General features: G+C 52.8%; 13 protein-coding genes. 9 read left to right on the top strand and 4 right to left on the bottom strand.

The features are described 5' to 3' along the window. The first annotated feature begins 17 nt into the window (after positions 1-17). From nuoI to AC1W8Y_RS06050, 7 genes are read left to right on the top strand one after another with little or no spacing between them, the layout of a single operon-like run. Entirely contained in the window at positions 18-506 is a 489-nt protein-coding gene (nuoI, locus tag AC1W8Y_RS06080) for an NADH-quinone oxidoreductase subunit NuoI (protein ID WP_482013582.1), read from the top strand. Between the two features lie 18 nt (positions 507-524). Then, positions 525-1,175 (top strand): NADH-quinone oxidoreductase subunit J, encoded by a 651-nt coding sequence (locus tag AC1W8Y_RS06075; protein ID WP_482013581.1) that lies wholly within the window; start codon positions 525-527, stop codon positions 1,173-1,175. Beyond that, positions 1,175-1,483 carry an NADH-quinone oxidoreductase subunit NuoK gene (gene nuoK / locus AC1W8Y_RS06070; protein ID WP_482013670.1) on the top strand — a complete coding sequence of 103 codons (309 nt, stop codon included), beginning with the start codon at positions 1,175-1,177 and terminating at the stop codon, positions 1,481-1,483. The genes AC1W8Y_RS06075 and nuoK overlap by 1 nt, the downstream gene beginning before the upstream one ends. 17 nt (positions 1,484-1,500) lie before the next feature. Further along, positions 1,501-3,537 (top strand): NADH-quinone oxidoreductase subunit L, encoded by a 2,037-nt coding sequence (gene nuoL / locus AC1W8Y_RS06065; protein WP_482013580.1) that lies wholly within the window; start codon positions 1,501-1,503, stop codon positions 3,535-3,537. Beyond that, positions 3,534-5,036 carry an NADH-quinone oxidoreductase subunit M gene (locus tag AC1W8Y_RS06060; RefSeq protein WP_482013579.1) on the top strand — a complete coding sequence of 501 codons (1,503 nt, stop codon included), beginning with the start codon at positions 3,534-3,536 and terminating at the stop codon, positions 5,034-5,036. The genes nuoL and AC1W8Y_RS06060 overlap by 4 nt, the downstream gene beginning before the upstream one ends. An 8-nt stretch (positions 5,037-5,044) precedes the next feature. After that, positions 5,045-6,529 carry an NADH-quinone oxidoreductase subunit NuoN gene (nuoN, locus tag AC1W8Y_RS06055; protein WP_482013578.1) on the top strand — a complete coding sequence of 495 codons (1,485 nt, stop codon included), beginning with the start codon at positions 5,045-5,047 and terminating at the stop codon, positions 6,527-6,529. Between the two features lie 22 nt (positions 6,530-6,551). Next, on the top strand, positions 6,552-6,857 hold the full coding sequence (locus AC1W8Y_RS06050; RefSeq protein ID WP_482013577.1) for a DUF2818 family protein: 306 nt from the start codon (positions 6,552-6,554) through the stop codon (positions 6,855-6,857). A 95-nt stretch (positions 6,858-6,952) separates the two neighbouring features. On the opposite strand, the gene serB is transcribed toward AC1W8Y_RS06050, so the two are convergent. Together serB and mfd are read right to left on the bottom strand one after the other, a co-directional pair. Beyond that, complete coding sequence (gene serB / locus AC1W8Y_RS06045; RefSeq protein ID WP_482013669.1) at positions 6,953-7,810, bottom strand: phosphoserine phosphatase SerB; 858 nt, start codon at positions 7,808-7,810, stop codon at positions 6,953-6,955. A gap of 43 nt (positions 7,811-7,853) precedes the next feature. Continuing rightward, positions 7,854-11,291, bottom strand: a complete 3,438-nt coding sequence (gene mfd / locus AC1W8Y_RS06040) for a transcription-repair coupling factor (RefSeq protein ID WP_482013576.1) — start codon at positions 11,289-11,291, stop codon at positions 7,854-7,856. A gap of 45 nt (positions 11,292-11,336) precedes the next feature. Between mfd and ispD the strand changes: the two genes are divergently transcribed. Both ispD and ispF read left to right on the top strand, forming a co-directional pair. Further along, a complete protein-coding gene (gene ispD / locus AC1W8Y_RS06035; RefSeq protein WP_482013575.1) occupies positions 11,337-12,065 on the top strand; it encodes a 2-C-methyl-D-erythritol 4-phosphate cytidylyltransferase in 729 nt (242 codons plus the stop codon). After that, complete coding sequence (ispF, locus tag AC1W8Y_RS06030; protein ID WP_482013574.1) at positions 12,056-12,556, top strand: 2-C-methyl-D-erythritol 2,4-cyclodiphosphate synthase; 501 nt, start codon at positions 12,056-12,058, stop codon at positions 12,554-12,556. Before ispD ends, ispF begins: the two co-directional genes overlap by 10 nt. Here ispF and AC1W8Y_RS06025 read toward each other — a convergent pair. Together AC1W8Y_RS06025 and ompR are read right to left on the bottom strand one after the other, a co-directional pair. Further along, a complete protein-coding gene (locus AC1W8Y_RS06025) occupies positions 12,502-13,449 on the bottom strand; it encodes an ATP-binding protein (protein ID WP_482013573.1) in 948 nt (315 codons plus the stop codon). The genes ispF and AC1W8Y_RS06025 overlap by 55 nt on opposite strands. Continuing rightward, positions 13,421-14,155, bottom strand: coding sequence for an osmolarity response regulator transcription factor OmpR (gene ompR, locus AC1W8Y_RS06020; RefSeq protein ID WP_482013572.1), 735 nt, complete (start codon positions 14,153-14,155; stop codon positions 13,421-13,423). The genes AC1W8Y_RS06025 and ompR overlap by 29 nt, the downstream gene beginning before the upstream one ends. Positions 14,156-14,245: the final 90 nt, after the last annotated feature.

Raw genomic sequence — 14,245 nt, 5'->3', positions numbered from 1 at the left:
CGGCAAAAAGGCAAGTAATGGAAGCGATCAAAGATTTTTTCGGCAGTCTGCTGCTTATCGAGTTGCTCAAAGGCATGAAGCTGACGGGCAAGTATTTCTTCAAACGCAAGATCACCTTGCGCTATCCACAAGAGAAGACGCCTATGTCGCCGCGGTTTCGCGGCTTGCATGCGTTACGTCGCTATCCCAATGGGGAAGAGCGCTGCATCGCTTGCAAACTCTGCGAAGCTGTTTGCCCAGCCATGGCGATTACCATCGAATCCCACGTGCGTGAAGATGGTTCGCGCCGTACCTCACGCTATGACATTGACCTGACCAAGTGCATTTTCTGTGGTTTCTGTGAAGAAAGTTGTCCGGTGGATTCAATCGTCGAGACACACATCCACGAATATCATGGCGAACAGCGGGGAGATCTTTACTTCACGAAGGACATGCTTCTGGCCGTCGGTGACCGCTATGAAGATGAAATCGCAAAAAACCGTGCAGCTGATGCGCCTTATCGCTGATCATCAGGGCTTGAAAATATGACACTCGATACTATCCTGTTCTTCCTCTTCTCAGCGGTGTTGGTCTACGCGGGTCTGAGAGTGATTACCGCCTCTGGGCCAGTCATTGCTGTGCTGCACTTGATTCTCGCGTTTGCCAACGCTTCCATGATCTGGATTTTGTTAGGTGCTGAATTTCTGGGATTGTTGCTTGTGTTGGTGTATGTCGGCGCGGTGATGGTCTTGTTCATGTTCGTGGTCATGATGCTTGACGTCAAAATGGAAGCGTTACGCCAAGGCCTAAAGACTTATCTGCCCCTTGGTTTGGCGATTGGTGCCATTCTGGTGGTCGAAATGTCGCTGGTGCTGACGACAAGCTTTAAAGATGTCGGCCCAGCCGCTGACATGGGGGCTGACTACAACAACGCAAAGACGCTTGGCACGGTCATGTATACCGAATACCCATTTGCGGTTGAAGTAGGCGCTGTTATTTTGCTGGTGGGTATGATTGCCGCCATTTCACTGACACTGCGCCATCGTCGCGACGTCAAATATAACGATCCTGCTGCGGCCATCCGGGTTCGTGCAAAAGATAGGGTCCGCTTGGTCGATATGCCAAGCCAGGCAGCGATTGGTGCGAATCCTACGCCCGCTGTCACAGAGGATTCGCCTTCAGGAGACAAAGCATGATGACCTTGACCTTGAACCATTTTCTCGTCCTGGGTTCAGTGATGTTCGCGATTGGGGTGTTCGGCATCTTCTTGAATCGCCGAAACCTGATTGTGCTGCTGATGTCCATCGAATTGATGTTGCTCGCGGTGAACATGAATTTTGTCTCGTTTTCTACCTGGTACGGCGATTCCATCGGTCAGGTGTTTGTCTTCTTTATCCTTACCGTCGCAGCTGCAGAGGCCGCTATCGGTTTGGCCATTCTGGTGCTGTTGTTCCGCAATCTGAACACCATCAATGTCGATGAACTTGACCGCCTCAAAGGCTGACCGGACGAATATAAGATATGTCTAGCGTACCTTCGATTTATTTGATTATTGCCCTGGCTCCGCTGTTAGGGGCATTGTTGACTGGCCTGTTCGGGACCGGTTTTATGGGCAGCCAGGTGGGCCGTCGGGCAGCCCACGTCATCACCATTGCGTTAGTCGCGGTCTCTGCGATTGGTTCAGTCATGGTGCTGCTTGATGTCATTCATGGGGCTCGGTTTGATGGCACGGTCTATACCTGGGCCATGTTGGACAACATCAAGTTTGAAGTTGGTTTCTTGATTGACCCGCTCAGCGCACTGATGATGGTGGTCGTCACCTCCGTTTCCTTGATGGTGCACTTGTACACCATCGGGTATATGGCAGAAGACCCAGGCTATCAGCGTTTCTTCGCCTACATCTCGTTGTTTACCTTCGCAATGCTGATGCTGGTCATGTCGAATAACATGGTGCAACTGTTCTTTGGCTGGGAGGCGGTGGGCTTGGTGTCTTACCTGCTGATCGGTTTTTGGTATACCAAGCCGACGGCAATTTTCGCCAACATGAAAGCCTTCCTGATCAACCGCGTGGGTGATTTCGGCTTCATTCTTGGCATCGGTTTGTTGTTTGCATATGCCGGTTCGATGCACTATGGTGAGATTTTCAAACAGGCAGATCATTTGGCCACGTTGAAGTTGCCTGGCTCAGATTGGTTGCTTATTACCGTTGCTTGTATTTGCCTCTTCATTGGGGCAATGGGTAAGTCGGCTCAAGTGCCTTTGCACGCTTGGTTGCCAGATTCGATGGAAGGCCCAACCCCGATTTCTGCACTGATCCATGCCGCAACCATGGTGACCGCGGGTATCTTTATGGTCGCTCGTTTCTCACCCCTCTTTGAACTCTCCGATACCGCGTTGTCCTTCGTTATCGTGATCGGGTCTATTGGTGCGTTGTTTCTAGGCATCCTGGGTATTGTGCAAAATGACATTAAGAAGGTGGTAGCGTATTCAACGCTTTCTCAACTCGGTTATATGACGGTTGCGCTCGGGGCGTCGGCTTATCCGGTGGCGATCTTCCACCTCATGACACACGCCGCCTTCAAAGCGTTGCTGTTCCTTGGGGCTGGTTCGGTGATCATGGGTATGCACCACGATCAGGATATTCGCAACATGGGTGGCTTGCGCAAATATATGCCGATCACCTGGATCACTTTCTTGATCGGGACGCTGGCACTGGTGGGCACGCCGTTCTTTGCCGGTTTTTACTCGAAGGATCACATCATCGAAGCGGCAGCCGCGGCGAATGTGTGGGGTTCATCCTTTGCGTATTACGCAACGTTGAGTGGCGTGTTCATCACCTCTTTGTATTCGTTTCGTGTTTACTTCTTGGTGTTTCACGGCAAAGAGCGGTTTGACACCCACGCTGATCATAGCCATGACAACCACGATCACGGTGATCATGCTGACCACGGGCACGATGACCACGGGCACCATGGTGGCGTGCCACACGAGTCACCGTGGGTGGTCACGGTGCCGCTGATCGCCCTGGCCATCCCTTCGCTGATTTTGGGCGCACTGGCCATCGATCCATTGCTGTTCGGTACCTACTTCAACGACGCTATCACGGTCTTGCATCAGCACCCCGCCATGCATGAGTTGGCGCACGAATGGCACGGCTTCGTTGAGGCGGCCTTACACGGTTTTATCAGTGTGCCGTTTCTACTGTTGACGGCTGGTTTTGTGGTGGCTTGGTATTGCTACTTGATTAACCCAAAAGTCCCTGCTGCGATCGAGAAACATCTGTCTGGGCTCAATACGGTGTTAAACAACAAGTATTACTTTGACTGGTTCAATGAGCAGGTGGTGGCACGCGGCGCACGTCTGCTTGGCACCGGCTTATGGAAAGGTGGTGATAAAGCGATCATTGACGGGGTTTTTGTCAACGGTTTGGCTCGCTTGGTGGGTGCCATTGCCGCTGTCGTCCGTCGTGGGCAATCTGGCTATATCTATCACTACGCATTCGCGATGATCGTGGGCCTCATGGCCATGATCAGCTTCTTTGTCCTGTTTAATAAATGATGGCAAGCGAGATGGCTTCTAACTTTACCCCTTGGCTCACGCTTGCGATATTTGTTCCTATCGCATTTGGTTTAATTATTCTGGCAATCGGCAACGACCAGCGAGCACCCCTTGTCAGGGTGCTGGCGCTGGTCGCGGCGGTGGTGAGCTTTTTAATCACCCTTCCTCTCTACCTCAATTTCGACCAAACCTCAGCTGCCATGCAGTTTGTGGAATTTAGAAACTGGATTCCGTCTTTCGGGGTGTTCTATCATCTTGGTATTGATGGGCTGTCATTGTGGTTTGTGCTATTGACCTCGTTCATCACGATCATCGTGGTGTTAGCTGGCTGGCAAGCGATCACGAGCCGCGTGGCTCAGTACATGGCATGTTTTCTGATTTTGTCGGGTTTGATGGTCGGCGTCTTTGTCGCCCTGGACGGCATGTTGTTTTATGTGTTTTTCGAAGCAACGTTGATCCCGATGTACATCATCGTAGGGGTGTGGGGCGGCGAAAATCGCGTATACGCGGCGTTCAAATTCTTTTTGTACACCCTCCTCGGTTCGCTCTTGACGTTAATCGCCTTGATTTATCTCTGGAGTCGTGCAGACGGCTCGTTTGATATTTTGACGTGGCATAAACTGCCTCTGACGATGACTGAACAGACGATGATTTTCTTCGCCTTCATGTCGGCGTTTGCGGTCAAAATGCCGATGTGGCCTGTGCACACGTGGTTGCCTGACACGCACGTGGAAGCACCAACCGGTGGCTCGATTGTGCTGGCTGCGATCATGTTGAAACTCGGCGCTTACGGTTTCATCCGGTTATCCCTACCCATTGCGCCGGATGCTTCACTGGCGTTGGCCCCCTTCATGATCACGCTGTCATTGATTGCCGTGATCTACATCGGCTTGGTGGCTATCGTTCAGGACGACATGAAAAAGCTGGTGGCCTATTCGTCGGTCGCCCATATGGGGTTTGTGACACTGGGCTTGTTTCTGTTTAACACCGCTGGTCTAGAGGGTGCGATCGTTCAAATGATTTCGCACGGTTTTGTGTCTGGGGCCGTGTTTTATTGCATCGGTGTCTTGTACGACCGGATGCATACGCATGAAATCGACAAGTTCGGTGGTGTGATGAATACCATGCCGAAGTTTGCGACCTTCTTTGTACTGTTCAGTATGGCGAACGCGGGTTTGCCTGCGACCAGCGGGTTTGTGGGTGAGTTCATGGTCATCATGGGGGCCGTCAAATCCAACTTCTGGGTTGGGTTGCTGGCGGCGACCGCGCTGATCTTGGGTGCTTCCTATACCCTGTGGATGGCAAAGCGAGTCGTCTTTGGTGAAATCGCTAACGATCACGTTCGTGCGCTCAAAGACGTTTCGAGCCGAGAGTTTTTCATCCTCGGGGTGATGGCCATCGCGGTGCTTTTCATGGGTCTCTACCCCAAGCCCTTTACTGACGTTATGCACGTATCAGTTCAGGCCCTGCTGCAACACGTTTCAATTTCTAAACTGTAAGCCTCGCCATGATGCAATCCCAATTCGACTTTGCTTTGGCCGCGCCAGAGATTTTCCTACTCGTGATGGGTATGGTCATTCTCGTTCTGGATGCGTTAAGTAATGATCCCAGACGCACCTTGGCTTATAGCCTGTCACTGCTGACGCTGGTCGGTCTGGCCCTGCTCACTGGTCTTCAGGCCACCAACGGTATTGAGGGGGCAAGCTTCTCTGGTTTATTCGTCGTTGACCAGCTCGCCACCGTGTTAAAGATAGCCTCTTACGCAGCCGTATTTGCAACCCTTGTTTATAGCCGCGAGTATCTGCAGAGCCGAGATATGTTGCGCGGGGGCGAGTACTATGTATTGGTGCTATTTGCACTGCTCGGTCAAATGATCATGATCTCGGGCAATAGTTTCCTGAGCATCTACCTTGGGCTCGAGTTGATGTCGTTGTCGCTATACGCCCTGATTGCTTTACGTCGAGATCACGAGGTGTCAACAGAAGCCGCCATGAAGTATTTCGTACTCGGGGCACTCGCGTCGGGATTCATGTTGTATGGTATGTCGATGATCTACGGCGCGACGGGTTCGATCGATATCTCTGATATTGGTGATGCCATCATGTCGGGGCAGCCAAAACAGTATCCGCTCGTGTTTGGTTTGGTCTTCTTGGTTGCTGGTTTGGCGTTCAAGCTCGGTGCTGTCCCCTTCCATATGTGGGTACCCGACGTTTATCAAGGTGCACCGACAGCGGTGACTCTGGTCGTGGCTGGCGCCCCCAAATTGGCGGCGCTCGCGATCTTGTTGCGGATGTTGGCTGACGGCTTGATCTCTATGCAAGCCAGTTGGCAACCGATGCTATTGATCTTGGCGATGTTGTCGCTGGCTATTGGTAACCTGACGGCTGTCATGCAAACCAACTTCAAGCGCATGTTGGCCTATTCGACCATTTCGCATATGGGTTTTGTGCTGCTCGGGGTTGCCTCGGGTACGTCCAATGAAGCGGCAGGCGGTGATGCCTATGCTTACGGCTCTGCGCTCTTCTACATGTTGACCTATGTGCTGACCACCCTCGTCACCTTCGGGATGATCATGCTCTTATCTAAAGAAGGGTTTGAGTGCGAAGAGATTTCAGATTTAAAAGGTTTGAACCGTCGCAGCCCCTGGATGGCGGGTGTTTTGCTAGTCACGATGTTCTCGTTAGCCGGCTTGCCACCTCTGGTCGGTTTCACGGCCAAGTTGCTGATTTTGCAGGCGTTGCTGCAATCTGATCATCTGTGGGTCGCCGTCTTCGCTGTCTTGTTTTCGGTGGTCGGTGCCTTTTATTACCTGCGTGTGCTCAAGGTCATCTACTTTGATGATCCAGAGATCAATGCTGGGCCGGTGGCCAAAGCGGCTTGGCCGACCAGCACGCTCATGGCGGTCAACAGCCTGGCTGTGCTGGCGTTGGGCGTGTTGCCCAGCGATTTGATCAATCTGTGCGTGCGCGCCATCCAATCAGCCTTCATTTGATGCGAGCGGTGTCGGTAACCGCATGAATCAATCGATAGCAGTCTGGTTGTTGATCGCCTTGGCCGTTGCACTCGCAAATTTGCCTTTCATGAGCGAACGCGTGTTTGGGCTAGTGGCAGTGACTAGCTTTCAGCGGGTCAAGCCCTTTTGGGTCAGAGCGGCCGAGTTGATGGTGTTTTATAGTGTGGTCGGCGCTGTAGGCTGGGCTTTTGAATCAGCTTTGGGCAATGTGTTTGCACAAAACTGGGATTTCTACGCCATCACCTTTTGCCTTTTTGTGGTGTTGGCCTTCCCGGGTTTTGTTTACCGTTATCTACTCAAGCGCTGATCTGGTTAGATCAGCCCAGAAGTACTTGTCGTGATGTCTTGAGCGGTCAACGTGCGAACCCAACCGCTCATCTCGGCTCTCGACTGATCAAACGCCTACTGTTCAAACCAATTCAATACCCCATCTAGCCCAGCGACATTCAGGGCGTATTTCGCCTGTGCACGGACGACTGGCTTTGCGCGGTAGGCAACCGAATAGCCGGCCAATGCCAGCATTTTTAAATCATTGGCCCCATCACCAATCGCAATAATCTGATCCGGTGACACGTCATGGGCTTTGGCAAAGGCAGCCAGCGTGTCGGCTTTACCCTGTGCATCAAGTATGCGGCCCAAAACTCGTCCCGTCAGACAGCCATCTATTTGTTCAAGCGTATTTGAATGCGCGGCGTCAAGACCGAGTCTTGCTCGCAGCTTGTCCGTAAAGAAGGTAAAACCGCCTGATACCAGCAAGATCTTTATCCCAGCCTGTTTTGCCGAGTCGATTAAGGTTTGAGCGCCAGGGTTCAACTGCAAGCGCTGTTCATAGACGGCGTCAAGCACATCGATAGACAGCCCTTTAAGAAACGCCACTCGTCGGATGAGACTTTCACTGAAGTCTTTGATCTCGCCACGCATCGCCGCTTCGGTGATGGATGACACCTGTTCTTTGACCCCACCGAAGGCCGCGATCTCATCAATACACTCGATATTGATCAAGGTTGAATCCATATCCATCGCCAGGATTTTGCAATCGGCAAGTTTTGCACCAGCCTGAATATAGGCGATATCTACACCCGCTTTATCACCCCAAGCAACCAGATCAGCTTTGGTTTGCGAATCGTCGCTGACGTTGAGTAAACGCGTGGCGGTGTGACTAATGCGATGAAGGCCCGCGCAACTCGCGATTGCTGCGGCTTGCTCAATCAGGCTAGCCCCTAAACCTGGGGCTTGGATAACAACGTGGGTGTTGGACAGCATTCGATCATTCATGAATAGAAACCAATGAATAGAGTAGAAACTAGCTAATAGCGCGCAGCATGGCTTTAACGGCATCGACTCGCGTATTGAGGTCAGTGCTTTGAACTTCAATGCGCAGTTTATCTTGACCGGCAAATTTGATGTGCCGCTGTTTTTGCACGAGCTCAATGAGCTTTAACGGATCGACGGTCGTGCTTGGTTTGAACTGCAACAGAATCTGAGACTCACTGGCATCAATTTTCTGCAAGCCGAGCGCGATGGCGGTTAACCGAATTTTGTGCGTCGCGATCAATCCCCGAGCTGCATCAGGCAGTTTGCCGAAACGGTCGATTAACTCTTCTTGAATCCGAATTAAACCGTCCTCATCTTTGGCATTCGACAAGCGCTTATAAACCGACAGTCGAGCTGACACATCACCGCAGTAGTCAGAAGGTAAGAGGGCAGGCGCATGCAGGTTGACTTCACAGCCTGCGCTAAACGGTGCATCGAGATCAGGTTCTTCACCTGCTTTCATGGCACGCACAGCTTCGTTGAGCATGTCGTTGTACATCGAAAAGCCGATTTCCTGGATGTTGCCCGATTGTGAATCCCCCAGCACTTCACCTGTACCGCGGATTTCGAGGTCGTGCATCGCCAAGAAGAATCCGGCCCCAAGCTCTTCCATCGCTTGAATCGCTTCAAGTCGCTTTCTGGCGTTCTTGGTGATGGCATCTTCGCCGGGCGTCATTAAATAGGCATAAGCCTGATGATGCGATCGGCCGACTCGTCCTCGCAACTGATGTAACTGAGCTAAACCGAAGCGGTCTGCCCGGTGAATGATGATGGTGTTGGCGGTTGGCACATCGATCCCTGTTTCAATGATCGTCGTGCAAAGTAAGACGTTAAACCGTTGCTGATAGAAACCTTTCATGACCTGTTCAAGGTCACGTTCACCCATTTGCCCGTGAGCCACCGCGATACGCGCCTCTGGGACAAGTTCCTCCAGGCGCGCGCGTCGGTTGTGAATGGTTTCGACTTCGTTGTGCAAAAAGTAGGCTTGACCACCTCGTTTGAGCTCTCGCAGCAGTGCCTCTCGGATGGTGCTGTTGTCTTCTCTGCGCACAAAAGTCTTGATCGCCAAGCGCTTTTGCGGTGCCGTGGCAATCACTGAGAAATCGCGAATGCCTTCCAATGACATACCGAGTGTGCGAGGGATAGGGGTTGCGGTTAAGGTCAACACATCGACTTCAGCACGCAAGGCCTTCAGCGCTTCTTTCTGCCTGACCCCGAATCGATGTTCTTCATCGATGATAACCAAGCCCAATTGCTTGAACTTGACGTCTTTTGATAGGATTTTGTGCGTACCAATGACGATGTCGACCGTCCCGGCATTGATTCCTTCGATCGCAGTGGCGACTTCTTTCGCCGATCTGAAACGGGATAGCTCAACCACCCGCACGGGCCAGTCAGCAAAACGATCGGCAAAGGTCTGTGCGTGCTGCTCCGCGAGCAAGGTCGTCGGGCAGAGCAAGGCCACTTGACGATTGTTGGCAATGGCAAGAAACGCAGCGCGCAAAGCCACCTCGGTTTTACCAAACCCGACGTCTCCACAAACCAATCTATCCATCGGTTTGCCTGAGGTCATATCGGCTAGAACGGATTGAATGGCCTGCGCTTGATCAATCGTCTCGTCAAAGCCAAAGCCTTCGGCAAACAAGTCGTAATCCCCGATGGGCAGCTTAAACGCGAAGCCTTCGCGCGCTGCCCGCTTGGCATAGAGATCTAACAGTTCTGCGGCGGTGTCTCTGACTTGCTGAGCCGCCTTACGGCGTGCTTTGTCCCATTGTCCAGATCCCAGCAAGTGCAGGGGGGCCGCATCCGGATCTGCGCCGCTATAGCGTGCGATGACATGTAGCTGCGATACTGGCACGTAGAGTTTGGTTTCGTTGCCGTACTCTAAATGCAGAAATTCAGTTTGCCCTTCACCCAAATCCATATTGACCAGACCGTGATAACGACCAATGCCATGTTGCGTGTGAACGACGGGATCCCCTGGCCTGAGTTCAGACAAGTCGCGCACCATGGCTTCGACGTCACTGGCGCGCTCTTGGTCTTTACGCCCGCGTCTGGCCGAGGTGCCGTGACTCGGGTACAGATCATTTTCAGTCAGAAAAATGAGCGACTGACCAGCGACACAAAACCCTTTGTCTAGGGCGGCAACGCCAATGGCGAAATGCGCTGTGCTGTCGATGAACTCAGAGACCGACTCGGTTTGCGCATCTAGCCTGATCTGATGCTCGCCCAGCATTTGCTGAATCGTCTCACGGCGCCCGTGCGACTGGGCGCACAGCAATACTCGCATCGATTGATTGCTGAGTAGCGCACGTAACTTGGCGAGAGGGTCTTCGGCCCGTCGCGTTACCCCGACTTCAGGGGCCGCCGTAAAGTCAGGATGAGGAGTATCGCTGGTCAGGGCAATGCGTGGAAAGCGTTTGAGCTGTTCGAATAAGGCCTCTTGACTCAAGAACAACGCTTCAGGCGCCAGCACGGGGCGCTCTCGATCGCTTTTCAGAAAGTTGTATCGACTGCTGGTATCCCGGGCAAATCTGAGCATCGAATCATCGATATCACCCGTGGTCACCATCAGGGTATTGGGCCCGAGGTAATCAAACAGGGTTGCGGTTGCTTCAAAAAACAAGGGCAAATAATATTCGACCCCAGCAAAAGGGATACCCGCACCAATATCCTTGTACAGGAGGGCGCGCGACGGATCACCTTCAAATACCTCTCGAAACTTGGCTCGGAAAAGGTTGCGCGCAGCCTCATCCATCGGAAACTCACGGCCGGGCAATAACTGCACGTCTTTGACGGGATAAAGACTGCGCTGCGTATCAATATCGAACGCCCGAATCGACTCTATCTCGTCGTCAAACAAATCAATTCGGTAGGGTAAAACGGACCCCATGGGAAACAAGTCAATCAGACTGCCCCTGACGCAGAACTCGCCTGGCATCGTGACCTGAGACACATGCGCGTAGTTGGCCAGCATCAGTTGCTGGCGCAGGGCAGCCTCGTCAAGCTTGTCCCCTTGTCTGAACGAGAACGTGTAAGCCGCGAGAAAGCTTGGTGGAGGCAACCGGTACAGCGCCGTCGTCACGGGTACCGTCAGAATATCGACATGAGATTGCAGCAGTGCGTGCAAGGTTCTTAACCGCTCTGAGATCAAATCCTGATGCGGCGAGAAGCTGTCGTAAGGCAGGGTCTCCCAGTCGGGCAACGGCCGCACCCGCAAGCTAGGGTCAAAGATATTGATTTCTTCGGATAATCGCTGCGCCTCAAGCGGGTCAGCCGTCAAAACGACCAGTGTCTGACGTGCCTGGCGAGCGATCTGGGCCAATAGCATGGCATCCCCAGAGCCGGCGGGACGGGGGTGTGCAAATCGCAAACCGGGTTTTAATGCGGCAAGCAGCGCGGGAACAGCAGTCAAAGCGACCGACATGTCATAACAATCTAAAAAGCAAAGAACGATTATAAAATCATAGTGATGCGTGAAACCTCTCCCTCTTCGAAAATAATTGCCCTCGTGCCTGCTGCCGGTGTTGGTGCCCGTGCGGCGATGCGAGGGCAGCCGCCATTACCTAAGCAATATCAATTACTTGCAGGCGAACCGATGCTGCGCCACGCGGTCAAGGCCTTGCTTCAGGATGGGCGCGTCTCAGAGGTCTGCGTGATTGTCGCGCCGGGGGACGAGAGAGTGATCGGCGTCCTGTCAGATTTGCCTCGAACGGCCTGGTACCCTTGCGGCGGTGAGACGCGGGCTCAGACGGTGTTGAATGGGCTGGCGCGCGCGCACCTAGCGGCTGACGACTGGGTATTGGTCCATGATGCGGCTCGACCAGGCTTACCTCAGCAAGCGCTTACCCGCTTAATCGATGCCTGTTTGGCTGGGGGCGACGGCGGTTTGTTGGCGATGCCCGTGGCTGACACGCTCAAAAGGATAGACCCAGCAAGCACGGGATCAACGACTCAGGATAGTGTCGTTCAGCAGACGGTTCAGCGAGAGGGCTTGTGGTTGGCGCAGACCCCGCAGATGTTTCGAGCTGGGCAACTGACTCGGGCGCTATCGCAGTCAATTCAGTTGGGGCTATCCATCACAGACGAGGCCTCGGCAATGGAGGCTGCTGGGTTTCGTCCATTATTAGTGCAAGGGTCAGGCCGTAATGTCAAAGTAACGTGGCCTGAAGACCTCGCTTGGGTGGCATCATGGCTTTAAAGGGGTCGGCGATGAGAGTGGGACAAGGGTTTGACGTACATGCATTTGCTGAGGGTCGTCCGTTGATCATTGGTGGTGTCACCATCCCTCATCCGCGTGGTTTACTCGGCCATTCAGATGCGGATGTGTTGTTGCACGCGATCACCGACGCACTGCTGGGTGCAACGGGCCTGGGTGACATTGGTCGTCATTTTCCAGATACGGACCCGACCTATCAAGGGGCAGACAGCCGCGTCTTGCTGCGAGCTGCCTATGCAAAAGTCAACGAGGCAGGATGGCGGTTGGTGAACCTTGACGCCACCGTCCATGCGCAAGCCCCTAAGATTGGGCCTCATGCGAATGCGATGGTGGCCAATATTGCCGCTGACCTGCGCGTGTCACCGGGTGTCATCAATATCAAGGCTAAAACCAATGAAGGCCTGGGTTATTTAGGGCGTCAAGAAGGGATTGCGGCCACCGTCGTGGCACTGTTGGTGGCAATCGACGCTTGACAAGGGATGCAAATTTGCGCGGTTAGGCCACCACCCTCTCGGGCTAATAACGTTAGCTCGGCATCTGCTCGTCTGAGCAGACGTTCAACGATGGCAAGCCCCAAACCAGCGCCACCCACATCGCTGGCCTGTCGTTGGCCTCTGACGAAGGGACGGATAAGATTTTCTGTATCTTCGGGGGTCACCCCGCGACCACGATCTGAAATTTCAAGAAAAGCCAGCGCATCGGTTCGTTCAAGGCGGATCAGCAAATCAAGTTGGCCTTTGTCGTTGCGACCATAGCGCAAGGCATTGTCAATCAAGTTCATCAGTACACGAGAGACATCCTGTCTGCCAATTCTGATCAGTACATCCGGCGCAATTTTTACCGACAGGGTCACCTTCAAACCCATCCATCGCCTCTTTTCAGTTTGAATAAAGGTCTGCAAGACATCAGATAAGTTGATGGTTTCCATGGGCTTGGCACGCGACGGTTTGGCGTAATTCATCAATTGACCCAAGGTGTGCTCGATTTGCGCCAAGTCGTGATCAATCGCTGTTTTAGCGTGTTCACTCATGGCACTCAGCTCAATTTCAAGCCGCATTCGGGTCAAAGGCGTGCGCAGATCGTGTGAGATGCCAGCCAGCAGAATTTCACGTTCTTTTTCGGCCTTTTGCCGTTTGATTGCCGTACGGTCAACGTAGTTCATGAAGACAAGGGCACCGATCAACGCAAGGCCTAGCGCGCAGAATATATCTGAAGCCGTGTTTAACAAAGGATCTTCGTCGATGGTCTGCTCAAGCACCGCTTCAAAGAGCAAGCCTGTGACCGTGATCAAAGCAAGCAGAACCAATGCCCGCAAGAATAAAAAGACGGATTGCTTTTTAGCGATGGCCCGTGGGTACAAAAACATAACCAAGACCCCAGACAGTTTGTATGTAGGCGGGTTTAGACGGATTAGTCTCAATGAGCTTGCGTAACCTTGAAATCTGCACATCCAGGCTTCTGTCATAAGCAGCGTATTCGCGACCTCGGGCGAGCTCCATGAGTTTGTCGCGTGACATCGGTGAGCGGGGGTTGCGAGCGAACGCTTTCAGCACGGCAAACTCGCCAGTCGTGATCGTGATGGGGTTGTTTTGGCGAGTCAGGCTTCGGCTGGATAAATTCAAGACGAACGGGCCAAAGGTAATCGCTTCGGTCTCTTGACTGGGTGCACCGGGGTGTTCGTCTGGACTGCGTCTGCGTAAAATCGCATTGGCTCGGGCGAGTAATTCGCGAGGATTGAAGGGTTTGGCGAGATAATCGTCGGCACCCATTTCAAGGCCAATGATGCGGTCAATGTCTTCAGCTTTTGCCGTGAGCATGATGACAGGGGTGTCGTCTTGCCCGCCACGCATGCGCCTGCAAATTGACAAACCATCTTCACCAGGCATCATGACATCGAGAATGACCAGATCGAAGTATTCTCGTTGCCACTGGCGCGACATCTCTTTGGCATCTTCGGCGGTAAAGACCTGAAAGCCTTGGTCGGTGAAGTATCTGCTGAGCAGATCACGCAATCTTTCGTCGTCGTCAACAATCAGAATTTTTCTGGATAGAGAGGGGTACTTTGTATTCATGCAAAAAAATATAGCAGGCATTGGTGTGCATCGACGCCGTATTTCATAAGGTTTTACACAATATGAAAAAAGCTTACGTTTCTATAACAA

The organism is Jezberella sp., from assembly GCF_964834465.1.
This window is presented reverse-complemented; position numbering and strand designations above follow the sequence as displayed.